The 25,499-nt window shown below is 57.6% G+C and carries 25 protein-coding genes and 3 tRNA genes; 14 read left to right on the top strand and 14 right to left on the bottom strand.

Features of this window, described 5'->3' with window-relative positions:
- Positions 1–89: 89 nt before the first annotated feature.
- The 6 genes from ACTG2J_RS12505 to ACTG2J_RS12480 form a co-directional block, all read right to left on the bottom strand.
- Positions 90–272, bottom strand: a complete 183-nt coding sequence (locus ACTG2J_RS12505) for a hypothetical protein (RefSeq protein ID WP_439830913.1) — start codon at positions 270–272, stop codon at positions 90–92.
- 54 nt (positions 273–326) lie between these two features.
- On the bottom strand, positions 327–1,652 hold the full coding sequence (gene rstB, locus ACTG2J_RS12500) for a two-component system sensor histidine kinase RstB (protein ID WP_439988552.1): 1,326 nt from the start codon (positions 1,650–1,652) through the stop codon (positions 327–329).
- 21 nt (positions 1,653–1,673) lie between these two features.
- Positions 1,674–2,384 (bottom strand): two-component system response regulator RstA, encoded by a 711-nt coding sequence (gene rstA / locus ACTG2J_RS12495; RefSeq protein WP_439988553.1) that lies wholly within the window; start codon positions 2,382–2,384, stop codon positions 1,674–1,676.
- Between the two features lie 315 nt (positions 2,385–2,699).
- A tRNA-His gene (locus ACTG2J_RS12490) sits at positions 2,700–2,775 on the bottom strand.
- 52 nt (positions 2,776–2,827) lie between these two features.
- Positions 2,828–2,904 (bottom strand) — tRNA-Arg (locus tag ACTG2J_RS12485).
- Positions 2,905–2,941: 37 nt separating this feature from the next.
- Positions 2,942–3,018, bottom strand: a tRNA-Pro gene (locus ACTG2J_RS12480).
- Between the two features lie 213 nt (positions 3,019–3,231).
- On the opposite strand from ACTG2J_RS12480, the gene folD reads away from it, so the two are divergent.
- A complete protein-coding gene (gene folD / locus ACTG2J_RS12475) occupies positions 3,232–4,086 on the top strand; it encodes a bifunctional methylenetetrahydrofolate dehydrogenase/methenyltetrahydrofolate cyclohydrolase FolD (protein WP_439988554.1) in 855 nt (284 codons plus the stop codon).
- Positions 4,087–4,203: 117 nt separating this feature from the next.
- On the opposite strand, the gene cspD is transcribed toward folD, so the two are convergent.
- The gene (gene cspD / locus ACTG2J_RS12470; RefSeq protein ID WP_005300025.1) at positions 4,204–4,422 is read right to left on the bottom strand and encodes a cold shock-like protein CspD; all 219 of its coding nucleotides are present in this window, start codon (positions 4,420–4,422) and stop codon (positions 4,204–4,206) included.
- Positions 4,423–4,651: 229 nt separating this feature from the next.
- Here cspD and clpS point away from each other — a divergent pair, with 229 nt between their 5' ends.
- Together clpS and clpA are read left to right on the top strand one after the other, a co-directional pair.
- Positions 4,652–4,969, top strand: a complete 318-nt coding sequence (clpS, locus tag ACTG2J_RS12465; RefSeq protein WP_005337111.1) for an ATP-dependent Clp protease adapter ClpS — start codon at positions 4,652–4,654, stop codon at positions 4,967–4,969.
- Between the two features lie 59 nt (positions 4,970–5,028).
- Positions 5,029–7,284, top strand: coding sequence for an ATP-dependent Clp protease ATP-binding subunit ClpA (gene clpA / locus ACTG2J_RS12460; RefSeq protein WP_005337110.1), 2,256 nt, complete (start codon positions 5,029–5,031; stop codon positions 7,282–7,284).
- Positions 7,285–7,352: 68 nt separating this feature from the next.
- On the opposite strand, the gene infA is transcribed toward clpA, so the two are convergent.
- The 3 genes from infA to aat all read right to left on the bottom strand — a co-directional run bounded on the left by infA (position 7,353) and on the right by aat (position 9,060).
- Positions 7,353–7,571, bottom strand: a complete 219-nt coding sequence (infA, locus tag ACTG2J_RS12455) for a translation initiation factor IF-1 (protein ID WP_005300033.1) — start codon at positions 7,569–7,571, stop codon at positions 7,353–7,355.
- Between the two features lie 68 nt (positions 7,572–7,639).
- A complete protein-coding gene (locus ACTG2J_RS12450; protein ID WP_005337108.1) occupies positions 7,640–8,356 on the bottom strand; it encodes an arginyltransferase in 717 nt (238 codons plus the stop codon).
- Positions 8,353–9,060: a leucyl/phenylalanyl-tRNA--protein transferase gene (gene aat / locus ACTG2J_RS12445; RefSeq protein WP_439988555.1), complete on the bottom strand. Its 708-nt coding sequence runs from the start codon at positions 9,058–9,060 to the stop codon at positions 8,353–8,355. Before aat ends, ACTG2J_RS12450 begins: the two co-directional genes overlap by 4 nt.
- Positions 9,061–9,079: 19 nt before the next feature.
- Between aat and ACTG2J_RS12440 the strand changes: the two genes are divergently transcribed.
- Positions 9,080–9,550 carry a glycine zipper 2TM domain-containing protein gene (locus tag ACTG2J_RS12440; RefSeq protein ID WP_058059142.1) on the top strand — a complete coding sequence of 157 codons (471 nt, stop codon included), beginning with the start codon at positions 9,080–9,082 and terminating at the stop codon, positions 9,548–9,550.
- A 108-nt stretch (positions 9,551–9,658) separates the two neighbouring features.
- Here the strand turns inward: ACTG2J_RS12440 and ACTG2J_RS12435 are convergent, their stop codons facing one another.
- The 3 genes from ACTG2J_RS12435 to ald all read right to left on the bottom strand — a co-directional run bounded on the left by ACTG2J_RS12435 (position 9,659) and on the right by ald (position 13,220).
- Positions 9,659–10,906, bottom strand: coding sequence for a diguanylate cyclase (locus tag ACTG2J_RS12435; protein ID WP_439988556.1), 1,248 nt, complete (start codon positions 10,904–10,906; stop codon positions 9,659–9,661).
- Positions 10,907–10,968: 62 nt separating this feature from the next.
- Positions 10,969–11,919 (bottom strand): thioredoxin-disulfide reductase, encoded by a 951-nt coding sequence (trxB, locus tag ACTG2J_RS12430; RefSeq protein WP_439988557.1) that lies wholly within the window; start codon positions 11,917–11,919, stop codon positions 10,969–10,971.
- Positions 11,920–12,104: 185 nt separating this feature from the next.
- Positions 12,105–13,220, bottom strand: coding sequence for an alanine dehydrogenase (gene ald / locus ACTG2J_RS12425; protein ID WP_076494667.1), 1,116 nt, complete (start codon positions 13,218–13,220; stop codon positions 12,105–12,107).
- A gap of 150 nt (positions 13,221–13,370) precedes the next feature.
- Between ald and lrp the strand changes: the two genes are divergently transcribed.
- From lrp to serS, 5 genes are all read left to right on the top strand, one after another.
- The gene (gene lrp, locus ACTG2J_RS12420; RefSeq protein ID WP_005300047.1) at positions 13,371–13,862 is read left to right on the top strand and encodes a leucine-responsive transcriptional regulator Lrp; all 492 of its coding nucleotides are present in this window, start codon (positions 13,371–13,373) and stop codon (positions 13,860–13,862) included.
- A 202-nt stretch (positions 13,863–14,064) separates the two neighbouring features.
- The gene (locus ACTG2J_RS12415; RefSeq protein WP_439997535.1) at positions 14,065–16,581 is read left to right on the top strand and encodes a DNA translocase FtsK 4TM domain-containing protein; all 2,517 of its coding nucleotides are present in this window, start codon (positions 14,065–14,067) and stop codon (positions 16,579–16,581) included.
- Between the two features lie 80 nt (positions 16,582–16,661).
- Positions 16,662–17,270 carry an outer membrane lipoprotein chaperone LolA gene (gene lolA, locus ACTG2J_RS12410; RefSeq protein ID WP_041202312.1) on the top strand — a complete coding sequence of 203 codons (609 nt, stop codon included), beginning with the start codon at positions 16,662–16,664 and terminating at the stop codon, positions 17,268–17,270.
- A 76-nt stretch (positions 17,271–17,346) separates the two neighbouring features.
- Complete coding sequence (locus ACTG2J_RS12405; protein WP_113739366.1) at positions 17,347–18,684, top strand: replication-associated recombination protein A; 1,338 nt, start codon at positions 17,347–17,349, stop codon at positions 18,682–18,684.
- A gap of 308 nt (positions 18,685–18,992) precedes the next feature.
- On the top strand, positions 18,993–20,288 hold the full coding sequence (gene serS, locus ACTG2J_RS12400) for a serine--tRNA ligase (RefSeq protein ID WP_005337087.1): 1,296 nt from the start codon (positions 18,993–18,995) through the stop codon (positions 20,286–20,288).
- Positions 20,289–20,290: 2 nt separating this feature from the next.
- On the opposite strand, the gene ACTG2J_RS12395 is transcribed toward serS, so the two are convergent.
- Positions 20,291–20,467, bottom strand: a complete 177-nt coding sequence (locus tag ACTG2J_RS12395) for a hypothetical protein (RefSeq protein ID WP_155395816.1) — start codon at positions 20,465–20,467, stop codon at positions 20,291–20,293.
- Positions 20,468–20,475: 8 nt separating this feature from the next.
- Between ACTG2J_RS12395 and ACTG2J_RS12390 the strand changes: the two genes are divergently transcribed.
- The 5 genes from ACTG2J_RS12390 to hemH all read left to right on the top strand — a co-directional run bounded on the left by ACTG2J_RS12390 (position 20,476) and on the right by hemH (position 25,490).
- On the top strand, positions 20,476–20,964 hold the full coding sequence (locus ACTG2J_RS12390; protein WP_005337086.1) for a CvpA family protein: 489 nt from the start codon (positions 20,476–20,478) through the stop codon (positions 20,962–20,964).
- Positions 20,965–20,985: 21 nt separating this feature from the next.
- Complete coding sequence (purF, locus tag ACTG2J_RS12385; RefSeq protein WP_005351229.1) at positions 20,986–22,506, top strand: amidophosphoribosyltransferase; 1,521 nt, start codon at positions 20,986–20,988, stop codon at positions 22,504–22,506.
- Positions 22,507–22,710: 204 nt separating this feature from the next.
- A complete protein-coding gene (gene miaE / locus ACTG2J_RS12380; RefSeq protein WP_005346385.1) occupies positions 22,711–23,469 on the top strand; it encodes a tRNA isopentenyl-2-thiomethyl-A-37 hydroxylase MiaE in 759 nt (252 codons plus the stop codon).
- 303 nt (positions 23,470–23,772) lie between these two features.
- Positions 23,773–24,417: an adenylate kinase gene (adk, locus tag ACTG2J_RS12375; RefSeq protein WP_005337083.1), complete on the top strand. Its 645-nt coding sequence runs from the start codon at positions 23,773–23,775 to the stop codon at positions 24,415–24,417.
- Between the two features lie 98 nt (positions 24,418–24,515).
- On the top strand, positions 24,516–25,490 hold the full coding sequence (gene hemH, locus ACTG2J_RS12370) for a ferrochelatase (protein WP_439997534.1): 975 nt from the start codon (positions 24,516–24,518) through the stop codon (positions 25,488–25,490).
- Positions 25,491–25,499 lie beyond the last annotated feature (9 nt).

The following is a 25,499-nucleotide window of genomic DNA, read 5'->3' as shown; positions in this document are numbered from 1 at the left end:
GACGAGGGAGGCTCTCGTCAGGAAAATTTCGGGAAGAGATGGAAAGGGAGGCGTCAGCCTCCCTCTGTGTTATCCAGTGACCGGTTGGATCACTTGGTTTTCGGCGCGACTTTGACGGCAGGAGTCTTGGCGTGGGTGGTTTTATGGTGTTTTTTCACCACCTTGGTCTGGGTCGCCTGCGGTGCGGCTGTCTTGGTCGGGGTGGCCGCCATGGTGAAACCGGAAGTGAGGGCGAAGACGGCTGCCAGGGTCAGAGGAATGATCTTTTTCATGTTCAATTTCCTTATTCGGGTTGATGTTATGGAGCGTTCTCCATGACAGTCATCCTATGACGGTTGCGGCGGCCCTTCAGTGAGCGGTTGGTGACGGTTTGTATCCAAATGTACAGGCAGGGTGAGGCAGAAGCGGGCGCCGTGGTCACTGGCCAGCAGCGCCACATCGCCCCCGTGATGACGGGCAATGCTGCGCACGATGGCCAGTCCCAACCCGGTGCCGCCGGTGCGACGATCCCGACTCTGATCAAGACGCACGAACGGCTCAAAGATCTGGGGCGCCAGCGCCGGATCGATCCCCGGTCCATCGTCGCTCACCTCTAGCAGATAGTTCTCCTGTAGCCGCGAGATGGAGAGGGTAACCTCGCTCTCGGCGTAGCGCAGAGCATTGCCGATGAGGTTCTCCACCGCGCGCGTCAGCAGACGCTGATCGCCGCACCAGGGCATATGACGTGGTGGCAGATCGAGGGTGAGCTTCTTTTCGGGGGCCAGCGCTTGCCAGTCGCCGAGATGCGCTTGTGCCCAGTGGCTGAGCTCCAGCTCGTCGCGCTGCAACGGCAGCTCCGGCCTGTCCAGCTTGGCGTAGGTGAGCATCTCTTCGATCAGAGCGTCCAGCGCTCCCAGATCTCGCTCCAGCGCCTGCTGCTCCTGCTCGGCAGGGGCAGGATCGAGCATGGCAAGCCGATAGCGCAACCGGACCAGCGGGGTGCGCAACTCGTGGGCGATGGCATCGGTCAGTTGCTTGCGGCTGGCAATCATGGCCTGCAATTGGGTCGCCATTTGATCGAAGGTGCGTCCCACCCGGGCCAGGCTGCTGCCCGGTGGCAGATTGGTTCGGCAGGAGAGATCCCCATCGCCCACGCGACGTGCGGTTTGCTCCAACTGCTGCAATCCCTGCCAGTGGGGGCGCAACCAGAGCAGAATGGGCAGGCCGAGGGATAGGCCGATCACCAGCAGCAGCCCCACATCGACCCAGTGCAGCTCGTGCAGGTAGGAGAGGTAGGGTACAGGGCCGACAATCAGCACCTGGTCGGTCTCGGGGATGCGCTGCAGGAAGGTGTCATCCTCCTCGACGATGACAATGTTGCCGGCAGCCAGAAAGGCCTGATCCTCGCTGGCCAGCGGCTGGTGCACCAGCTCGCCGATCTTGAGGGGGAGGGTAAACTGGCTGCTCTGCTCGGCCAGCCGATCGGTCCAGCGCTCTGGCGGGGTTCTTGCCAACTCGCCGGTCAACAGGCCAAGAGAGCCCTGCATCATGCGTTCGAGATAGCGATCACCCGCCCGTTCGGCGGTCACCTGATAGACCACGCCCACCAGCAGGATGGCCAGGGTGAAGCAGCTGATCAGCAACAGATAGAACTGGATAAAGAGACGGCGCATGGCGGTGCTCCCGAAAGAGGGTTATTCCCAGGCGTGGGGGACGAAGAGGTAGCCTTTCTGGCGCACCGTCTTGATCCGGGTCGGGTTGTCAGGGTTATCACTCAGTTTGCGGCGCAGGCGGGAGATGGCCACATCCATGCTGCGATCCTGACCGTCGTACTCCCGGCCGCGCAAGCTGCGAAAGAGGGCTTCCCGACTCAAGATTTGGCCCGCGTGGCAGGCGAGCTCCCACAGCAGATCAAAGTCGGCGGTCGAGAGAGCAATGCTCTCGCCGTCGAGCCGCACATCTCGCCCCGGGCCATCCACCCGCAGCCGACCAAATTGCAGCTGCTGGGGAACGCAGCTGGTGGCGGCCGGTTGGGTTGATGCTTGCTGGTGCTGGCGAAACTGCACCCTCAGTCTGGCCAGTAGCACGGGGGGCGGGGTGGTTTTAAGGATGTAGTCGTTGGCGCCCAGCTCCAGACTCAGGATCTGGTTCATGTCGCTATCCAGCGAGGTGAGCATTACGATGGGGCCGTCGAAGCGCGGCCGCAGATCCCGACAGAGGGACATGCCATCCTGCCCCGGCAACATGATATCGAGCAGCACCAGATCGGGCTGTTCGGCCTCGACCCGAGCCAGCGCCATATCCCCTCTGGGCTCGAGGATCACGTCCATATCGTGGCGACCGAGCCAACTGCTGATGAGTTGGCCAATCTCGGGATCATCTTCGACAAAAAGAATGCGTTGCATAGAAAAGCTCCAACGGAAAGCAGGAGAGAAGAAGAGCGATCAGCATATCAATGGCGCTTGGGAAATACAGAAAAAGAACCGGGCAGGCTGATGTGTGGGGGAGAGTGGCTGTGTGTATCGATGAGGAGTCGCGAATCGTGACAAATGGGCGGAGCCGCGTTTATCGATCTGGAGGATGATGGCCTTGCAGACAAGGCATGGCACAGTCGAGCGCAAAACAAAAAACCGGCCAAGGCCGGTTTTTCGCGGAGCAGACCAGAAGGTCACTGCACCAAGTAGATGGACATCACCTTACGGCGATTATCGACAGAATAATGGGGTGGCTGATGGGGCTCGAACCCACGACAACCGGAATCACAATCCGGGACTCTACCAACTGAGCTACAGCCACCACTGAAATTTTCATCAACGCTCGCCAATCCAGAAGGATTGGGGAACATCAATGGCGCGCCCTGCAGGATTCGAACCTGCGACCCACGGCTTAGAAGGCCGTTGCTCTATCCAACTGAGCTAAGGGCGCTTTGTATCAACACGTCTTAAGGACGAGTCGATGAACATGGTCGGTGATAAAGGATTCGAACCTTTGACCCTCTGGTCCCAAACCAGATGCGCTACCGGACTGCGCTAATCACCGAAAATCCCTGACCAGCATATCGACATGAGTCGTACTGGGCAACGGGCGGGCATCATAGCCAAGCGTAAGGGCCAGCGTCAACGACTTTTTCCCCCAGTAAATTCAAGTGCCTACTTATTGCCCGCTACAGGTCTGGCGTGCGTCTGCCGCTAACATCCCGGCTAAAAAAATGCGACAATGCGCGGCAGTTGAACACATGGTGAGTGGAGAACGATGTCTGCCAAAATCATAGATGGAAAACAGGTTGCGCAAACGATTCGCAGCCAGGTCGCGGCGCAAGTCCAACAGCGGTTGGCGGCAGGGAAACGGGCTCCTGGGCTGGCAGTCATTCTGGTGGGGGCGGATCCAGCCTCTCAGGTCTATGTCGGCAGCAAACGTCGGGCGTGCGAGGAGGTGGGTTTTCTCTCCCGCTCCTATGATCTGAGTGCAACCGCCAGTCAGGAAGAGCTGCTGGCGCTGATCGACCAGTTGAATGCGGATAGCCACGTAGATGGCATTCTGGTTCAGCTGCCGTTGCCGGATCACTTTGATACCACTCAGGTGCTGGAGCGGATCCAGCCTGACAAGGATGTAGATGGATTTCACCCGTATAACGTCGGTCGTCTGGCCCAACGTATTCCGGCGCTGCGCCCCTGCACTCCGAAAGGGATCATGACACTGATCGAGACCACCGGCGTGAAGACACATGGTCTGCATGCGGTCGTGGTGGGAGCGTCCAACATAGTGGGGCGTCCCATGACTCTCGAATTGCTGCTGGCAGGCTGCACAACTACGACCTGTCACCGCTTTACCCGGGATCTGGAAGATCAGGTACGCCGTGCCGATCTGCTGGTTGTTGCGGTCGGCAAGCCCAACTTCATACTTGGCGAGTGGATCAAACCGGGAGCACTGGTAATTGATGTGGGTATCAATCGCCTGGCTGATGGCTCGCTGGTTGGGGATGTGGAGTTTGAGACGGCGCGCAGCCATGCCTCTTTCATTACTCCGGTACCCGGTGGCGTGGGCCCGATGACGGTCGCCAGCCTGATGGAAAATACCCTGATCGCCTGTAGTGAATATCACGACTGATCATGGCTGTTGATAACCCTGTGATCCCGTGAGGAGGCAGGGTTCTCCAGAAATCTGACAATAAAAAACCGGTTGCTCAGAGAGGAACCGGTTTTTTATTTATCCAACGGGTGTTATTTACATATTTTGTGCTTCGTTTGGCACAATCACAGAGGCGTGATTTCCTTTTGGCCCCTGTTGCAGTTCAAAATTGACAGCCTGACCCGCTTTCAGGGTCTTGTAGCCCTCCATTTGAATCGTGGAGTAGTGAGCGAATATATCCTCACCGCCCCCTTCCGGACAGATAAACCCAAATCCTTTTGCGTTGTTAAACCACTTAACTGTGCCGGTTGCCATACTTCTACATCCTTTTATTGATTACCCAGAAGTCGTTGAGTAACCTGCGCCAGCCCTTTATAACTAGGGACATGGGCCCATAGCAGACGGGCACAGATTAGCAAGTAACCAATCTAGTCTAACTTTTGAGCGAGTCAAGAAGTTGTTAACAGCTGATGTGATCTGGTTAACAAGTCTATTGACAACCTTGTGTTAGACGGTAGTAATCTAGAGGTACCAAAGCGCGATTATGAGCAAGCAGAAAGAACTCTTTGCTAATGAAGAGATTGCAGAAGCAGAGAAAACAAAGCTGCAGCCGCCACCCATGTATAAAGTTGTGTTGAACAACGATGACTACACCCCGATGGAGTTCGTGGTGGAGGTGCTGCAAAAGTTCTTTGGTATGGATTTGGACAAGGCGACTCAGGTCATGCTGAGTGTGCATTATAGTGGTAAGGGTGTCTGCGGCATGTTTACCGCAGAGATCGCCGAAACCAAGGTTGTCCAGGTCAACACCTATGCACGTAACAACGAACATCCACTGCTCTGTACTATGGAAAAGGCTTGAATCTGATGACTTGATGGCGAGTGTGACACCACATTGTAGCTGTACTAGGGGAGGTGCCTATGTTGAATAAAGATCTAGAAAAGACGCTGAACGAGGCTTTCAAACTGGCCCGTGACGAGCGCCACGAATTCATGACCGTCGAGCACCTGTTGTTAGCCCTTCTGGATAACAGTTCAGCCCATGAGGCGCTGAGCTCCTGTGGTGCCGATGTCGAGCAGATGCGCAAGGAGATCCGCGCATTTATCACCCAAACTACTCCGCTCATACCGCGCGATGATGAAGATCGTGAAACCCAGCCGACACTGGGCTTCCAGCGCGTGTTGCAGCGTGCCGTCTTCCATGTGCAATCCTCTGGCAATACCGAAGTAAGCGGCGCCAACGTGCTGGTCGCTATCTTCAGTGAGCAGGAGTCACAAGCTGCCTATTTCCTGAAAAAAGCCGAGATCAGCCGTCTCGACGTCGTCAATTTCCTCTCCCACGGGGTGCGCAAGGACAGCAAGCCGGATCTCGGCAGCAATAACAATCCCGAGTCTGATGATGATGTTTCGGCCGCACAGATCGAGAGCTTTGCCACCAACCTGAACCAGCTGGTGCTGGAAGGGCGCATCGATCCGCTGATTGGCCGTGATCAGGAGCTCAATCGTACCATTCAGGTGCTCTGCCGCCGTCGCAAGAACAACCCGCTGCTGGTGGGTGAAGCCGGCGTGGGGAAAACCGCCATTGCCGAAGGGTTGGCCTATCGCATCGTCAAGGGGGATGTGCCCGAGGTGATTGCGGGCAGTACCATCTATTCGCTGGATATGGGTTCTCTTCTGGCGGGCACTAAATACCGTGGTGATTTCGAGAAGCGCCTCAAGGTACTGCTCAAGCAGATTGAGCGTCAGGAAGGGGCCATCCTCTTTATCGACGAGATCCATACCATCATTGGTGCCGGTGCGGCATCCGGTGGTCAGCTGGATGCGGCCAACCTGATCAAACCGCTGCTCTCCAATGGTTTGCTCCGTTGTGTGGGATCCACCACTTATCAGGAGTACGCCCAGATCTTCGAGAAAGACCGTGCGCTGGCCCGTCGCTTCCAGAAGATCGATATTGTCGAGCCGACTATCGATGACACCACTCGCATCCTGATGGGGCTCAAGAGTCGCTATGAAGCTCACCACGGCGTGCGCTATACCGCCAAGGCGATCCGTGCAGCTGCCGAGCTCTCTGCCAAGTACATCAATGATCGTCACTTGCCCGACAAGGCGATCGACGTGATCGACGAAGCGGGTGCCGGTCAGCGGTTGCTGCCGGCGAGCAAGCGCAAGAAAGTGATCAATGTGCAGGAAATTGAGTCCATCGTAGCCAAGATAGCCCGTATTCCGGAGAAATCAGTTTCTTCCTCGGATAAAGAGGTGCTGAAGAACTTGGAGCGCAATCTGAAGATGGTGGTCTTTGGTCAGGATAAAGCCATCGAGGTGCTGACCGATGCGATTCGCCTCTCTCGTTCAGGACTTGGCAACGAGCGTCGTCCGGTTGGTTGCTTCCTGTTTGCCGGTCCTACCGGTGTTGGTAAAACAGAGGTGACCCAGCAGTTGGGCAAGGCATTGGGTGTCGAGATGCTGCGCTTTGATATGTCCGAGTACATGGAACGTCACACCGTCTCACGTCTGATTGGTGCGCCTCCCGGCTATGTTGGTTTTGAGCAGGGGGGGCTGCTGACCGATGCGGTGATCAAGCATCCTCATTCCGTCGTGTTGCTTGACGAAATTGAGAAAGCTCACCCGGACGTATTCAATCTGCTGTTGCAGGTGATGGACAACGGCACCTTGACCGATAACAACGGGCGCAAGGCGGATTTCCGTAACGTCATTTTGGTGATGACTACCAACGCTGGTGTGCAGGAGACCCAGCGCAAGTCGATTGGCTTCCAGCAGCAGGATCTGAGCCACGATGCTATGGCGGTGATCAACAAGACCTTCAGTCCGGAGTTCCGTAACCGGCTTGATCACACCATCTGGTTCAACCATCTCGATATGACGGTGATCCATCAGGTGGTCGACAAGTTCATTGTCGAATTGCAGGTTCAACTGGATGCGAAGGGCGTTTCTCTCGAGGTGTCCGAGCGTGCCCGCCACTGGTTGGCGGAGAAGGGGTATGACAGAGCCATGGGTGCCAGACCGATGGGTCGGGTAATCCAGGAGCACCTCAAGAAGCCCCTGGCCAACGAGATCCTGTTCGGTTCACTGGTTGACGGGGGGATAGTGAAGGTTGAGTTGGTAAATGACAGCCTCAGCTTTGATTTTCAGGTCAATGTTGAAGCTGTTTCCCACTAAGCGTCAGTGATCAGAAAACGACAAAAAACCCCAACCGAAAGGTTGGGGTTTTTTGCTGAATTCCTGGCTTAGCGAGAGCGGAAAACAATACGTCCCTTGGAGAGATCGTAGGGAGTCAGTGCTACCGTTACTTTGTCTCCAGTCAGGATACGAATGTAGTTTTTGCGCATCTTGCCTGAAATATGAGCGATAACCACGTGACCATTCTCCAGTTCCACACGGAACATGGTATTGGGCAGGGTTTCGAGAATAGTGCCCTGCATCTCAATACTGTCTTCTTTAGCCATTGAATCCTCTTGATAAGCCACAACAAAAAACCGCTGGATCATGCCGGATTTAAGGCTATGTGTAAAGTTTACTCGGGCTTGGTGTCGATATTTTTCCATTCCCCCTGAATTAACAGCTCATGAGGGAGGTAATTGCGCTTGTAATTCATCTTGCGACACGCCTCTACCAGATAGCCAAGATAGAGCCAGCTTCGCCCTGTTCGCTTGGCCAGATCGAGCTGGCAGAGGATGGCAAAGGTGCCCAGGGAGCGATCGGCATAATCCGGATCGAAGAAGGTGTACATAGCGCTCAAGGAGTGGGGTAGCAGGTCTGTGGTGGCCACGCCGATAAGACGGCCCTCCTTGCGCATTTCCAAATAGAGTGGCGGCATCCAGTCACAATGGAGAAACCCGCGATACTGGCTGCGGTTGGGGGGATACATGCTGCCATCGTGATGGCGTTCGCGGATATAGCGTTCGTAGAGCAGGTAATACTCGGGTTTGTCATCATAGCTCAGGACGATTTCGATATCCCTGTTGAGCTGGCGGATCCGTTTCTGGCCACGGCTGGGACGAAAGCGTTCGCTGTGAATACGAAGGGACTGGCAGGCATGGCACGCCGGGCAGTGGGGGCGATAGATGTCGTTGCCACTGCGGCGAAAACCGGCAGTCAACAATCGCTCGTAACCGTTGGCGTTGAGCAGATTGTGATCCATCAGCACCAGCAACTGCTCCTGTTCATGGTCCAGATAACTGCAGGGATGCTTGGGAGTCAGCCCTACTTTAAGGATCACTTCTTCTGTCATAGGCTGATCTCCCCCTCTTGCCAGCAGGAAGCCAACAGTGGTTGATGGCCAAGGCGCGCCAGCTCGGCCAGAAAACGGGCCCTTGGCCATTCCTCGATACCCAGGGTCGCCAGAAACGGGTTCTGCATCTGGCAATCGATGAGGGCGCCGCGATGGCGTGCGAAGTGGCGACAGAGTGCCACCATGGCAAGTTTGGCGCCGTTATCAATCCGGCTGAACATGGATTCACCGCAAAACAGTCGGCCGATAGATAGGCCATACAGTCCCGCTTGCAGCTCTCCCTCCTGCCAGATCTCGATAGAGTGGGCATGACCCAGTTGGTGCAACTGCTGGTAGGCCTCGATCATGGGTTGGCTGATCCAGGTGCCATCGGCAGTGCGACGAGGGGCGGCGCAGGCGGTAATGACTTCATTAAAGGCGCGATTGACGGAAATATCGAATGGGGTACGGCGGATAATCTTCTGCAGTGTCCGCCCCACATGGAGTTGGTCGGGACGGATCACTCCGCGGGGATCCGGTGACCACCACAGGGTCGGCTGGTGGGGTTCATTCCACGGGAAGATCCCCTTGTGATAAGCTGCCAGCAATCTGGCCGGGGAGAGATCCCCGCCGATCGCCAGCAAGCCGTTGGGCTCTTCCAGCGCATGGCTGGGGTTGGGAAACCAGCAAAGCTCATCATCCAGTTGGGTAAGATAGCGAGACATAAGGCAACGAGGTTCATAGATGAAGGCCATTATCCTGATAGTATCCAGCTTGCTCTGCTTTGTCACGGCGCCCGCCGGGGCGGAGGTCTACCAGCGCAATACCGCGCGGCCGGTCAATCAGGTGGTGTTTGGTCAGGTCGAAACGGTGCGCAATATTACCCAGCGCCAGATCCTGGAGTCCGAGCACTCTGGCTGGAAGACGCTGGGTGGTGCCGTGTTGGGCGGCCTGCTGGGGAACCAGTTTGGCGGCGGTCATGGCCGTGAAATCGCCACCGCCGTCGGCGCGCTCGCGGGGGCTGCAGCTGCCCAGCAATACCAGTCCGGGGGAACCGTGGTGGAAAACAAGCTGGTGGAGCTGCTGATCCGCAACGAGCAAAATGCCCTTATCAACGTGATCCAGGATTATGATCCCGCCATGGTCTTTACCAATGGGGATAAGGTGCGCATTCTCTACTTCGATGATGGGGTGCGGGTCGACAAGACTTACTGACTTTCGATAGTCATTGTGATGGGGAGACTGTGGCAGGAAAGGAACCCGCAGACTCTCCTGCCGGAAAGTCTGTCGGGCGGTAATACACGGGACTGATGCCCTGAGGATTCAGATAGCTGTCTCTTGAGAGACTATCTTGTCGCGACCGGTGTTCTTTGCCTGATAGAGCAGCCGATCCGCTACGCTCAGCGCCTCGTCCATGGATATCCGCCTGACGCTGATCACGCCGTAACTGGCGCGAACAAAGAGCGGGGTTTCCGGTGACAAGGGTTGCTGGCGCAGCTGCTGACGCAGCCCTTCAAGACGCTTGATCAACACAGGGACGGTACAGTGAGGCACCATCATGGCAAACTCCTCTCCGCCAAACCGGGCGATCATGGCATCGGGGAAGAACTGGGTCAGTAGCCGGGTCAGATGACAGAGCAGTTGATCGCCGATGGCATGGCCCCAGTGATCGTTGACCTGCTTGAAGTGATCCACATCGAGCACACATAGTGCAAGAGGCGTCTGCTGGCGCTGATGTTCTTCAAACCATTTTTGCCCTTCGTTGAACCAGTAGCGCCGGTTGTAGAGACCGGTCAGGTAGTCACGATTGGCTGACTCCTGAATGCTGTTGAACTGCTCGAGCGCTTCCAGATTGTGGCTGACCCGACACTGCAGCTCTTCCGGTTCGAACGGCTGGTTGAGAAAGTCGTTGGCGCCCTGCTTGAGATAGCGAGCAGAGAGACCGCGCTTGTCCGAGACCGAGATCCCGATAATCGCGAGCTGCTGCTTGCTGTAACGCTCTCTCAGCATCCGCACCAGACTGATGCCATCGATATCCGGCATATAGTAGTCGACCAGTGCCAGCCGGATGCCCGGGTGTTGCTCCAGCATCGCCATCGCTTCACGGGCATGACTGGCCTCATGCACCTGCAACAACTGCTTGCGCAACTGGGCCATGGTGCGGTGACGGGAGGTGCGTGAGTCATCGACCACTAGCACTTCGATGGACTGGTTGAGATAGAGGCGGTGCACCAGACTGACGGCATATTGCAGCGAGTGGCGCGAATCCTTCATCACATAGTCCAGCACGCCGGTTTCCAGCCAGGCGGCACGTTTATCCTCGCTGATGTCGGCAGTGAGGATCACCACCGGCAAACCTCGAGCCAGCAGCTCGTTGACCGCTTCGCCACGGGGCGCATCCGGCAAGGTCAAGTCCACCAGCGCGACCACATACTCCTCGCCCCGACAGTGACGGGCACCTTCGAGGGTATCGAAGGCGTCAATCTCGAGGCCAGTTTGCTGGGCAATAGCCTGAGTCAGCATACGGCGGATGGTCAGGCTATCTTCGACAATCAATATCTTCTGTTTCATTAGACTCCTTTAAATAAAAAAGGCATACCGACTGGTATGCCTTATATCTCAACTGCGCTTGTTTATTGCGCGTCGAGGTAGCGTTCGGCATCGAGGGCTGCCATGCAGCCGGTACCGGCAGAGGTGATCGCCTGACGGTAGTTGTGGTCGGCCACATCGCCGGCAGCGAAGACACCTTCAATGCTGGTCTGGGTGGCAAAACCGTCGAGGCCGCCACGTACCTTCAGATAGCCGTTTTGCATCTCCAGCTGGCCATCGAAGATCTGGGTATTGGGCTGGTGGCCGATGGCGATGAAGACGCCCATCAGCGGCAGCTCGCTGGTGCTGTGGTTCTGAGTGTTGCGCAGGCGCACACCGGTGACCCCCATCTGATCGCCCAGCACTTCGTCCAGGGTCTGGTGGGTGTGCAGCACGATGTTGCCGCTCGCAACCTTGTCGTGCAGACGCTTGATCAGGATCTTCTCGGCACGGAACTCGTCGCGGCGGTGGATCAGATGCACCTTCTTGGCGATGTTGGCCAGATACAAAGCCTCTTCAACAGCGGTGTTGCCGCCGCCGATCACCGCCACTTCCTGATTGCGGTAGAAGAAACCGTCACAGGTGGCACAGGCAGAGACGCCGCGACCCTTGAAGGCCTCTTCGGAGGGCAGGCCCAGATACTTGGCGGAGGCGCCGGTCGCGATGATCAGGGCATCGCAGGTGTATTCGCCGTTGTCGCCCTTGAGACGGAACGGGCGCTGAGTCAGTTCGACACTGTTGATGTGATCAAACAGGATGCGGGTATCGAACTTCTCTGCATGCTCTTTCATGCGCTCCATCAGGGCAGGGCCGGTCAGGCCTTCCGGATCACCTGGCCAGTTTTCTACTTCGGTGGTGGTGGTCAGCTGACCCCCTTGCTGCATGCCGGTGATGAGCAGGGGATTGAGGTTGGCGCGGGCGGCGTAGACGGCCGCGGTGTAACCGGCCGGGCCTGACCCTAAGATCAGCAATTTGCTGTGAGTGACTTGGCTCATGATGTCATTTCCGGGATGTGATGAGTTTGCGCGATTGTAGGTAATTCGTGATCCGGGGTCAAAGGCTGGTGAGTCGATTGCACTAATCGTGTTCACAAGGGGTGACATGCAAAATAAAGGAATAAAAAAACCGCCCATCGCGGGCGGATTTTCACTCATCTCCAACTGGCGCAGGCCAGAGCAGATCAGTTCAGCAGGGTCAGGGGATCCGTGTAGGCAAGGCCATGTGCCACGGCCACTTCCTTGCAGGTGAGCTTGCCCTCCATCACGTTGAGCCCGTGCAGCAGGTTGGGATCGCTCAGCAGTGCCTGACGATACCCTTGCTGGGCCAGCTTGATGATAAAGGGGAGGGTGGCATTGTTGAGCGCCACGGTCGAGGTGCGGGCCACCGCCCCCGGCATGTTGGCGACACAGTAGTGCACCACCTCATCGACAATATAGGTCGGATCCTGGTGGGTGGTGGCGTGGGAGGTTTCCACACAGCCGCCCTGATCGATGGCCACATCGACGATGGCAGAACCCGGCTTCATGCGCGCAATGTGGTCACGGCGGACAAGTTTTGGCGCAGTGGCACCCGGTACCAGCACGCCGCCGATGACCAGATCGGCCGCCAGCAGATGGCGCTCCAGCGTCTCGCTGTTGGAGTAGACCACCTTGGCTGCTCCCTGGAACTCGTTATCAAGACGACGCAAGGTATCGATGTTGTTGTCGAGGATGGTCACATCCGCGCGCAGGCCAATGGCCATGCGGGCTGCATTGGAGCCGACCACGCCGCCGCCGATGATCACCACCTTGGCCGGTTCGACACCGGGTACGCCGCCGAGCAGCACACCGCTACCACCGCGCGATTTTTCCAGCGCCTGGGCACCCGCCTGAATAGACATGCGTCCGGCCACTTCCGACATGGGGGCCAGCAGGGGCAGGCCGCCACGGCCGTCGGTGACGGTTTCATAGGCGATACAGATGGCGCCGCTTTTCAGCAGGGCTTCGGTCTGGGGCAAGTCTGGCGCCAGATGCAGATAGGTGAACAGGGTCTGACCCGGACGCAGCATGGCACATTCGACAGGCTGAGGTTCCTTGACCTTGACGATCATCTCGGCTTTGGCGAAAACCTCTGCTGCAGAGGCCAAAATTTCGGCTCCAACAGCGATATAATCTGCATCGCTGAAGCCAATGCCGTTTCCGGCACCGCTTTGGACGAAAACAGTATGGTTTCGTGCTGTCAGTTCACGTACACTGGCCGGAACCATGCCTACGCGGTATTCATGGTTTTTTATCTCTTTAGGTACACCGATAATCATGCTATCCCTCGTCTATCGATTGGTGTTTCATGTTGCCAAAATGTTAACCAACATTTGCGCCTAGTATATTCAGGTATTGACAGGATTTGTGACCATAATTATAAAATGACTGGTGATTCTTACCAAAAAATAGCCAAAGGATGGAATAAAATGATGGAAGCTAAGAGTCGGCTAAAGGATTTGGACAGGATTGACCGCAACATTCTTAATGAACTGCAAAAGGATGGCAGGATTTCGAATGTTGAGTTGTCCAAGCGAGTTGGCCTGAGTCCTACACCGTGTCTGGAACGGGTTCGTCGCCTCGAGCGACAAGGTTATATCGAAGGATATGCCGCTATTCTGAACCCTCATTATCTGGACGCATCTCTGCTGGTGTTTGTAGAGATAACCCTCAATCGCGGGGCGCCTGATGTGTTTGAACAGTTCAACAAGGCTGTTCAGGTGCTCGAAGAGATCCAAGAGTGTCATCTGGTTTCCGGTGACTTCGACTATCTGCTCAAGACCCGAGTCAGCGACATGTCGGCTTACCGCCGTCTGTTGGGGGAAACCCTGCTGCGTCTGCCCGGTGTCAATGACACCCGTACCTACGTGGTGATGGAAGAGGTCAAGCAGAGCAGTCGTCTGGTGATCAGCACCCGATAAAGCAGGTTATGCCGCGGTATCTTTTCCATATGAGACACCATGACAGTCAGAAACGAGCGGCCGGTCCGCTCGTTTCTTCTTTTAAAGATAATTGCAAATATGGCCCCGTCCCATCAGGCTCTGGCTGACAATCGATGGGCTTTTCGGGGATACTAGGCCCCCTTATTTCCTGCATTACATGTTTTCAGAAAGGAGCCGGAGTTTGGCCGATAAAAAGCTGTTTACTCCTTTATCAGGTACACAACGGATCTTCGAAGCCGTCTTGATCGCCATCACCCTGATGGCTGCTTATCTTCTGCTTGCCCTGTTGTCCTATCATCCCGCTGATCCCGGCTGGTCCCAGACCTCCTGGCAAGGGGAGGTGAAAAACCTCGCCGGTAGTGCCGGTGCCTGGCTCGCCGACATCACCATGTTTACCTTTGGTGCCTTCTCCTATCTGGTGCCGCCGCTGGTGGTGCTGCTGGGCTGGAGTCTGTTCTGGCGCCCGAGCCGTCTGCTCGATGTGGATTACCTCACCCTGGGGGTGCGGATCATCGGCTTTATCCTGACCGTGCTCGGCATGTCGGCCATTGCCAGCATGAACTTCAACGATATGCAGAACTTCTCCGCCGGTGGTCTGGTGGGGGATGTGATCGCCTCCGCGGTGGTGCCGCTGTTTGGCGGCGTCGGGGCCAATCTGATGCTGCTCTGCTTCGTGGCAACCGGCATCACCCTGTTTACCGGCTGGTCCTGGCTCACCATCGTCGAGCAGATCGGCGCGGCCTGCACCGGTTCGGTCAGCGCTGTTTACCACTTCCCGACCACCCTCGGCCGCTGGCTGACCGGTGGCTGGCGTCAACCCCGCAACGAGGGGCCGGATCCCTTGCTGGAAGGCGGGGTAGGGGCCATCGCGTTTGATGACGAGGAAGATGAGCCGCATACAAGTTGGACTCGCAAGCCCAAGGCCAAGAACCAGAAGGCTGCCTCCGAAGAGTGGCTGCCGGAACTCGACGACGATACCTTCGAGTTCGATCCCCAGTTTGATGATGAAGATGATCAGCCGGCTCCGGCTGCCAAGCCGAAACGTGCGGTGGCGGCTGCCAATGGGCGCCGTCAGCCGGTACTGGCTGTGGCCGACGACGATGATGATGACGATCTGGATCTGCCGTGGGCCGAAGGGGACGACGAGGTCGCCGCGCCGGTAGCCGTCGCACCGACCAAGCCCAAGCGTCGTCCGCAATCTACGCTGCCGCCGTTGCCGAGTATCGAACTGCTCGACCGTCCACCCGCCAAGACCCAGATGATGAGCAAGGATGAGCTGGATCGCATGGGTCGTCTGGTGGAGGCCAAGCTTGCCGACTACAACGTGCAGGCCAAGGTGGTGGGTGTCTATCCGGGTCCGGTTATTACCCGTTTCGAGCTGGATCTGGCGCCGGGCATGAAGGCGAGCAAGATCACCAACCTCTCACGCGATCTGGCCCGCTCCTTGTCTGCCAGCAGCGTGCGGGTGGTTGAGGTGATCCCGGGTAAAACCTATGTCGGTATCGAGCTGCCCAACCGGGTGCGTCAGACCGTTTACCTGCGCGAAACCCTCGACTGCGATGCTTTCCGCGATAGCCGCAACCCGCTCACCATGGGCCTGGGTCAGGACATCGCAGGAGAGCCGGTGGTGGTGAACCTGGCCAAGATGCCGCACCTGCTGGTGGCCGGTACCACAGGTTCCGGTAAGTCGGTGGGGGTGAACACCATGATCATCTCGATGCTCTACAAGTCATCCCCCGATGATCTGCGTTTCATCATGATCGACCCCAAGATGCTGGAACTCTCGGTCTACGAAGGGATCCCGCACCTGCTGACCGAGGTGGTGACCGACATGAAGGATGCCGCCAACGCCCTGCGCTGGTGTGTGGGCGAGATGGAACGCCGTTACAAGCTGATGTCGGCAGTCGGGGTGCGCAACCTCAAGGGCTACAACGACAAGGTGCTGGCTGCCATCGAGGAGGGGGAACCTCTGCTGGATCCGTTGTGGCGCCCGGGTGACTCCATGGATCAGATGCCGCCAGAGTTGGAGAAACTGCCTCACATCGTGGTGGTGGTGGACGAATTTGCCGACATGATGATGATCGTCGGCAAGAAGGTGGAAGAGCTGATCGCCCGTATCGCCCAGAAGGCGCGGGCCGCCGGTATTCACCTTATTCTGGCGACCCAGCGTCCGTCGGTGGATGTCATTACCGGTCTTATCAAGGCCAACATCCCGACCCGGATCTCGTTCCAGGTGTCGAGCAAGATCGACTCGCGCACCATCATCGATCAGGGTGGTGCCGAATCTCTGCTCGGTATGGGCGACATGCTCTACATGCCGGCCGGTACCTCCAACCCGACCCGGGTACACGGTGCGTTCGTCGATGATCACGAAGTGCACAAGGTGGTGGCGGACTGGAAACTGCGCGGCGAGCCGAACTACATCGAGGAGATCCTCTCCGGTGAGTCGGGTGGTGAAGGTGGCAGCGGCGAATATGGCGGTGGTGGCGATGAAGAGCTGGACCCCCTGTTCGACGAAGCGGTCGCTTTTGTGGTGGAGTCCCGCCGTGGCTCGACCTCCAGCGTCCAGCGCAAGTTCAAGATTGGTTACAACCGGGCAGCCCGTCTCATCGAGCAGATGGAGAATCAGGGCATCGTCAGCTCACCGGGTGGCAATGGTCAGCGCGACGTCCTGGCACCGCCGCCGGTGCGGGACTAAGCCTCATCGTTTCATACTATCCTTGGCCATGCCCTCCGCGGGCGTGGCCTTTTATCGAGAGCGTCTTTATGAAGAGCGTGATGAAAAAACAACTGTTGATGGGTACCGTGCTGCTGATGGCCAGCAGCCAGGTGTGGGCCGATGCGGCCAGCGATCTCAAACAGAAGCTGGCGGGTGTCAGCCTCTTCTCCGCCAAATTTGCCCAGACCGTCTATGACAGCAAGGGCAAGGAGCTGCAAAAGGCCAGCGGCGATCTGCTGGTGCAGCGGCCAAACCGTTTCAACTGGCACACCACCTCGCCGGACGAGAGCCTGATCGTGGCCGATGGTCAGGATGTCTGGGTCTATGATCCCTTCGTCGAGCAGGTGACCGCCCTCAAGCTGAAAGATGCGGTGCTCAACACCCCCTTTATTCTGATCGCTGGCAATGACGACAAGTTCTGGAAGAACTATGACGTGACCCAGCAGGGGGATGTCTACACCGTCACCAGCCGCAACAAGGATGAGCTGATCGCCTCCTTCCGTGTCACCTTCGACAGACAAGACAACATCAGTCGTTTCGATGTGAAAGAGGCACAAGGGCAGTGGAGTGAATTCACCCTGAGCAGCTTCAATCGCAAGCCGGTGCTCAAGGGCAACGAATTTGTTTTCAAGATCCCGAAGGGGGTCGAACTGGACGACCAGCGCTAATGAGCAAGCGGTCGTTGGATTGCTCGCCACTGCGCCAGTCAAAGGCGAGTGGTGTGACGCTGGGTGGTCAATACAGATGAGCAACTTGTCGTTGGATTTCTCATCGGACTTTCGTCCGCTGGCGGCCCGGATGCGGCCGCAAAACCTCGACCAGTATATCGGTCAGCAACATATCCTGGGGGCTGACAAGCCCCTGCGCAAAGCGATCCTGGCGGGTCACTGCCACTCGATGATCCTGTGGGGGCCGCCCGGTACCGGCAAGACCACGCTGGCGGAGTTGATGGCTCACTACTGCCAGGCGGAAGTGGAGCGACTCTCGGCGGTCACCTCCGGTATCAAGGAGATCCGCGCCGCCATCGACAAGGCGAAGGAGAACAGCTGGCGCGGAGTGCGCACCATCCTGTTTGTGGATGAGGTGCACCGCTTCAACAAGAGCCAGCAGGATGTGTTCCTGCCTCACATTGAAGATGGCACCATCACCTTTATCGGTGCCACCACCGAAAACCCCTCGTTCGAACTCAACAACGCACTGCTCTCCAGGGCCCGAGTCTATCTGCTCAAGCGACTGGAGGAGAGCGATATTCTCGCCATGCTCGATCAGGCGATGACCGATCCCCGTGGTCTCAATGATCCGGCACTCACCTTCGCCCCCGGTGTCAAAGAGGCGCTGGCCAAGACGGTGGATGGGGACGGGCGTAAATCCCTCAACTATCTGGAGCTGTTGGCCGACATGGCCGAAACCGACAGCACTGGAGTGCGGGTGATCGACAGTGCCCTGCTCGCCGCCGTGGTGGGGGAACATGTGGCCCGCTTCGACAAGGGGGGCGATCACTTCTACGACCTCATCTCCGCGGTGCACAAATCCATTCGCGGCTCGGCGCCGGATGCAGCGCTCTACTGGTATGCCCGCATGGTGAGCGCCGGTTGCGATCCGCTCTATATCGCCCGCCGCTTGCTGGCGATTGCCTCGGAAGATGTGGGCAATGCCGATCCCCGTGCCATGCAGGTCGCCCTGTCGGCCTGGGATTGCTTCCATCGGATCGGTCCGGCGGAAGGGGAGCGGGCTATCGCCCAGGCGATCGTCTATCTCGCCTGTGCCCCGAAAAGCAATGCGGTCTACACCGCTTGGAAGGCGGCGCTTAATGATGCCAAAAACCTCCCTGACTTCGAGGTGCCGGTACACCTGCGCAATGCGCCGACCAAGCTGATGAGCGATCTGGGCTATGGCGCCGAGTATCGCTATGCCCATGACGAGCCGGGCGCCTATGCGGCGGGCGAGCAGTATTTCCCGCCCGAGCTGGCGGGCAAGCAGTACTACCAGCCCACCGATCGCGGCCTTGAAAAGCAGATTGGCCAGAAGCTCGATTACCTCCATGAACTGGACAGGCAAAGTCCGCAGCAACGGGGCAAATAGCCCCTTTGTTACCTCGCATGGCTGAAAATTGGTCAGGCGTTTGAATATGCAGGACGGTTTGCGTGCCAAAGTCGGTAAAAACGACACAAATAGTCCCTGTTCGGGCGGGGGGGCGGTCTGCTACACTGCCCGTCTGACCCCGCTTGTCTTGGCCTTGTGCCATCTTCTTGATCTCGAAGGCCTGTGATAGTTAAGGCCCGATTCTGAAGACGATTGGGGTGCGCCAACCGATGTTAACTTCCGGATCTGTTTCCCAGCCCGTCATGACGACTCAGGCCCAGATCCCATTTTAAAAAAGTAGGTAAACCATGCTGGATCCCAAATATCTGCGCAGCGATATCGAAGAGGCTGCCGCTCGTCTGGCGACACGTGGCTACGTTCTGGACGTAGCGGCTGTCAACGCTCTGGAAGAGAAACGCAAGGATCTGCAGTCCCGTACCCAGGAGCTGCAGGCCGAGCGCAACGCCCGCTCCAAATCCATCGGTGAAGCTGCCCGTCGTGGTGAAGATGTTGCCCCGCTCAAGGCCGAAGTGACCAAGATCAACGACGAGCTGGAAACCAGCAAGGTCGAGCTGGATGCCCTGCTGGCCCAGCTGAAAGCCATTGCCGACGCCATCCCCAACCTGCCGAGCGAGACCACTCCGGTGGGTCGTGACGAGAACGACAACGTGGAAGTGCGTCGCTGGGGGACCCCGCGGGAGTTCAGCTTCCCGGTACGCGATCACATCGATCTGGGCGAAGCGGCCAAGGGCGTTGATTTCAAGAACGGCGTCAAACTCTCCGGTACCCGTTTCGTGGTGATGAAGGGGCAGATTGCCCGTCTGCACCGTGCCCTGGCTCAGTTCATGCTGGATCTGCACACCCAGCAGCACGGTTACACCGAGTGCTACGTGCCCTATCTGGTGAACCCGGACAGCCTCTATGGCACCGGCCAGTTGCCGAAATTTGCTCAGGACCTGTTCAATACCGGTATCGAAGGTGAAGGGGAAGAAGAGGGCAAGGTGCGCAAGTTCTCCCTGATCCCGACCTCCGAAGTGCCGCTCACCAACATGGCCCGTGACGAGATCTTTGACGCGCAAGAGCTGCCGATCAAGATGACCGCCCACAGCCCCTGCTTCCGCTCTGAAGCCGGTTCCTACGGTCGTGATACCCGCGGCCTCATCCGTATGCACCAGTTCGACAAGGTTGAAATGGTTCAGCTGGTTCATCCGGAGAAATCCTGGGATGCACTGGAAGAGATGGTCGGTCACGCCGAGAAGGTGCTGCAACTGCTGGAGCTGCCGTATCGCGTGATGGCGCTCTCTACCGGTGACATGGGCTTCTGCGCTTCCAAGACCTACGATCTGGAAGTGTGGCTGCCGGCCCAGAACACTTACCGCGAGATCTCCTCTGTCTCCAACTGCACCGACTTCCAGGCGCGCCGCATGCAAGCTCGCGTGCGCATCGACGGCAAGCCGCAACTGCTGCACACCCTGAACGGCTCCGGTCTGGCAGTGGGTCGTACCCTGGTTGCCGTGATGGAGAACTACCAGCAGGAAGATGGCCGCATCGCCATCCCGGCTGCGCTGCAATCCTACATGGGTGGCCTGACCCACATCGGGTAGGTTCATGCCGCAGACCACAACGCCATGGCATTGCCATGGCGTTGTGCATTCTGGCGCCGATCAACCGTTTTAGTGCTGAAAAAATGCGGCTTTTCGGCGTCGCTTTGAACAGTTAACACATTTTTATCAAGCAATGCGCAATCGTTTTTGTTAGACTGCGCCGCAATTTCGCAGGACATCTTTTTCTATGGTCTGGATTGATTACGCCATCATCGGCATCGTCGGTTTCTCTGCTCTCATCAGCCTGGTGCGCGGCTTCGTCAAGGAGGCCATGTCTCTTGTCACCTGGTTCGTCGCCTTCTTTATTGCCAGCCATTTCTATCCTGATCTCGCCGTCTATTTCACCTCCTTCTCCGACGCGCTGGTTCGCAACGGTCTGGCCATCGCGGCGCTGTTTGTGGCGACTCTGATCCTCGGCAGCGTGGTCAACTATGTGGTGGGCCTGTTGGTGGACAAGACGGGTCTCTCCGGTACCGATCGGGTGCTGGGGGTCTGCTTCGGTGCAATTCGCGGGGTGCTGATCGTCAGTGCCCTGCTTTTTTTCATGGATACCTTCACCAGCCTCTCCCAGAGCGACTGGTGGGTGGCATCCAAGCTGGTGCCGGAGTTCAAGCCGGTGATCCAGTGGTTTTTCGGGTTCATGTTGAACTCATCCAGTTTTCTTAAACAGGTATAGTGACTTCGAGGTAGCAAAGACATGTGTGGTATTGTCGGTATAGTTGGCACCACCCCCGTCAATCAGGCCCTCTACGACGCCTTGACGGTGTTGCAGCACAGGGGACAGGATGCCGCCGGGATCGTGACCATTGATAGTGGAAACTTCCGGCAACGCAAGGCCAATGGCCTAGTGAAGGACGTGTTTGAAGTGCGCCACATGCAGCGTCTGCAAGGGAACATCGGCATAGGTCATGTCAGATACCCCACCGCAGGCAGCTCAAGTGCCGCTGAAGCCCAACCTTTTTATGTGAACTCGCCCTACGGCATGGTGCTGGCCCATAACGGCAACCTCACCAACGCCAAGGAGCTCAAGGAGCAGCAGTTCAAGGTCGCCCGCCGTCACATCAACACCACCTCCGACTCGGAAGTGTTGCTGAACGTGTTGGCCCACGAGCTGGATCGCTGTGACAAGATGGCCCTGCGTCCCGAAGATATCTTCGCCGCGGTGCGCAGAACCCATCAGCAGATCCGCGGCGCTTATGCGGTGGTCTCGCTGGTGATTGGTCATGGTCTCATCGGTTTTCGCGATCCCAACGGCATTCGCCCGCTGATCCTCGGTCGTCGTCAGGACGAGCAGGGCCAGGTGGAGTATATGCTCGCCTCCGAGAGCGTGGCACTCGACGCCATCGGTTTCGAGACGGTGCGGGATATTGCGCCGGGTGAAGCCATTTACATCACCGAGCAGGGCCAGCTCTTCTCCGAGCAGTGTGCGGAGAACCCGCAAATGAGCTCCTGTATCTTCGAATATGTCTATTTCGCCCGTCCCGATTCGTGCATCGACAAGGTCTCGGTCTACGCCGCCCGCCTCAACATGGGTCGCAAGCTGGGTCAGAAGATTGCCCGCGAGTGGGAAGATCTCGACGTCGATGTGGTTATCCCCATCCCCGAGACCTCCTGTGACGTGGCGCTGGAGATCGCTCACACCCTGGATCTGCCATACCGTCAGGGCTTCGTGAAGAACCGCTACATCGGCCGTACCTTCATCATGCCGGGTCAGACCCAGCGCAAGAAGTCGGTGCGTCGCAAGCTCAACGCCATCAGCTCCGAATTCAAGGGCAAGAAGGTGTTGCTGGTAGATGATTCCATCGTGCGTGGTACCACGTCCGAGCAGATCATCCAGATGGCCCGTGAAGCGGGGGCAGCCAAGGTCTACTTCGCCTCGGCGGCGCCGGAAATTCGCTTCCCCAACGTCTATGGCATCGACATGCCCACCGCCAACGAGCTGATCGCCCACGGTCGCGAAGTGGAAGAAGTGTGCAAGCTGATTGGCGCTGACGGTCTGATTTTCCAGGATCTGGAAGATCTGGAAGCCGCCGTGCGGGAGATCAACCCGGATCTGCGTCACTTCGAGACCTCGGTGTTCAATGGTCACTACGTCACCTCCGATGTGGACCAGTCCTATCTGGATCACCTCAATGCCCTGCGCAACGATGACACCAAAGCGGTGCGTGAGTGGCAGGAAGGCACCAGCAATCTGGAAATTTTTAACGAAGGAAGTTAAACGTTTGCGGTTTTGCCGGATGGGATAGCGAGATGGGGGCCTGTGGCCCCCATTGTCGTTTCTACCTAACACGGCAGAAGGGGGAGGAGATATCTGTTTGAAAAATATCCGCTTATCTTGCCGGATATGGGCATGGCCAGCAGGATCCGCTAGCATAGGCGGCAACATATATGATCGATACGCTTTTAAGAGACGAGAGTTCAGATGGATGATCTGCTAGCCCCAGTGCGCCAGTTTTTGCAGTGCGAGACCCCGGATGAGTGGGTAGAGATGGCGCGGGATCCGGCCCGTTTACCGACCCTGCTCATCGATCACGCCAACTGCGAGACCAAGGCCGCACTCACTGCACACAGTCTGGTGCGCCGCTACTGCCTGCCCAAGGGCAAGCGCCATCTGCTGCCCAAGCTGGAGTTTTATCGCGAGCTGGATGCCATTCCGGAGAAGGCCGAGATCTTGGGCAAACGCAGCATGGGGGAGTCTGATCGCACCGTCTTTGCCGAGCTGGAACGCAATCCGCTGCTGTTTCCCATGGTGCGACTCATTCAGGAGGAGCTGCACCACTTCGAGCAGGTGCTGGAGATCATGCAGGCCCGCGGCATCGAATACGGGCCGGTGACGGCCTCCCGCTATGCCCGCCAGTTGATGCAGCATGTGCGCACCCATGAACCGGCCACCATTGTCGACAAGATGATCATCGGTGCCTATATCGAGGCCCGCTCCTGCGAGCGCTTTGCCAAGCTGGCGCCCCATCTGGACGAGGAGCTGAGCCGCTTCTATGTCTCTTTGCTGCGCTCCGAAGCGCGCCACTATCAGGATTACCTGAGCCTGGCCGAACAGTACGCAGGGGAGGATATCAGCGAACGGGTGGCCTTCTTTGGCAAGCTGGAAGCCGAGCTAATCTGCTCGCCGGATCCGCAGTTCCGGTTCCATAGCGGCCTGCCTGTCACATCTGACAGTTGTTGACGCACAGGGGGCAAACTACTATTGCCCTGTTCCTACTACGAGCGACAAGTAGTTACTTTTGAGCGCAATTCCCGGCCCTGAGCCGGGATCTTTTTTTCTGTCGTACCTCCTTCCTGCTTTTGGCGCTCTATGCTGAATCCCTGGCTATTTTTGCGTCTTCCCATTGCGATGAAATCCTGTTCGATCAGCCGGTTATTGTGGTGATAAAGTGCTCATTCAGGTGGCTCACCCTTGTAGAAACGGGCGAAACCGTGTACTTTTTTGCCTTCGCAAGATTTGAATAACCAATCAATAGGAGCGTGTATGCGCATTGTTCTGTTGGGGGCTCCGGGCGCCGGCAAAGGTACCCAGGCTCAGTTCATCATGGAAAAACACGGTATTCCCCAGATCTCCACCGGCGACATGCTGCGTGCGGCGATCAAGGCGGGCACCGAGCTCGGTCTGAAAGCCAAAGCTGTGATGGACGCAGGTCAGCTGGTCTCTGACGACATCATCATCGGTCTGGTCAAAGAGCGCATCGCTCAGCCGGATTGCGCCAAAGGCTTCCTGTTGGACGGTTTCCCGCGCACCATTCCCCAGGCGCAAGCCATGAAGGACGCCGGTGTCGTGGTTGATTTCGTACTGGAGTTCGATGTGCCGGACGAAGAGATCGTCAAGCGCATGAGCGGCCGTCGCGTTCACTCCGGCTCCGGCCGTACCTACCACGTGGTGTTCAACCCGCCGAAAGTGGAAGGCAAGGATGACGTGACCGGTGAAGATCTGGTGATCCGCGCCGACGACGAAGAGACCACAGTACGCAAGCGTCTGGATGTATATCATCAGCAGACCGCGCCGCTGATCGGTTTCTACGGCAAAGAGGCGGAAGCGGGCCACACCCGTTACGTCAAGATCGACGGCACCCAGCCGGTTGATCTGGTCAGCAAGCAGCTTGCCACCATTCTGGGCTGATCTTTGCTGCCGGCACTGTTTCCCGTGCCATCAGATAAATAAAGAGAAGGGCCCTGTCGGGCCCTTTTTGCATAATGACAGATAGACAGGAAGCCAACGTGACCACGAAAACCGGAATATTGCTGGTCAATCTGGGTACCCCAGCCGCACCGACCACCGCTGCCGTCAAAGCGTTCCTCAGCCAGTTCCTGCACGATCCCCGTGTGGTGGACCTGCCCCGTTACCTCTGGTGCCCGCTGCTCCACTTCATCATCTTGCCGACGCGCTCGCCCAAAGTGGCCAAGCTCTATCAGCAGGTGTGGACCGAGCAGGGCTCGCCGCTGATGGTGATAAGCAAGCAGCAGCGCGCCGCACTGGAGCAGGAGCTCAAGCGGGAGGGGGTCGATGTGCCGGTGGAGCTGGCGATGACCTATGGTTCCCCGTCAGTGAATGATGGCTGGCAGGCGCTCAAGGCCAAAGGGGTCAACCGGGTGATCCTGTTGCCGCTCTATCCGCAATATTCGGTCAGTACCACCGCCTCGGTCTTCGATGCCTGGAGCAAGGCGATGAAGAGAGAACGCAATCTGCCGGTGGTACGGCTCATTCGTGATTATCACGCCCATCCCGAATACATTCAGGCGCTGGCCATGAGCGTACGCCGTCACTGGGAGCAGCACGGTCAGGGTGGTCACCTGCTGATGTCGTTCCACGGTATTCCCGAGCGCTATGAGAACGAAGGGGACCCCTATGGTCACCAGTGTCGCCATACCGCCAGCTTGCTGGCCGAGGCGCTCGGGCTGGAGGCCGGGCAGTGGACGGCCAGCTTCCAATCCCGCTTTGGCAAGGAGGAGTGGCTCAAGCCTTACACCGACGTGACCATCGCCGGTATGCCTGCAGCGGGTATCAAGCGGCTCGATGTAATTTGTCCTGCCTTTGCCGCCGACTGCCTCGAAACCCTCGAGGAAATTCAGGTACAGAACCGGGATATCTTCATGGAGGCCGGTGGCGAGCGGTTTGAATATATTCCGGCCCTCAATAGCGATCAGGCCCACATCAGGATGATGGTCTCGCTCATCTGCCGCGAATTGGCATGAGTGACCGGC

The sequence above is a fragment of the Aeromonas sp. 6P genome (genome assembly GCF_051919525.1).
GTDB lineage: Bacteria > Pseudomonadota > Gammaproteobacteria > Enterobacterales > Aeromonadaceae > Aeromonas > Aeromonas veronii.
This window is presented reverse-complemented; position numbering and strand designations above follow the sequence as displayed.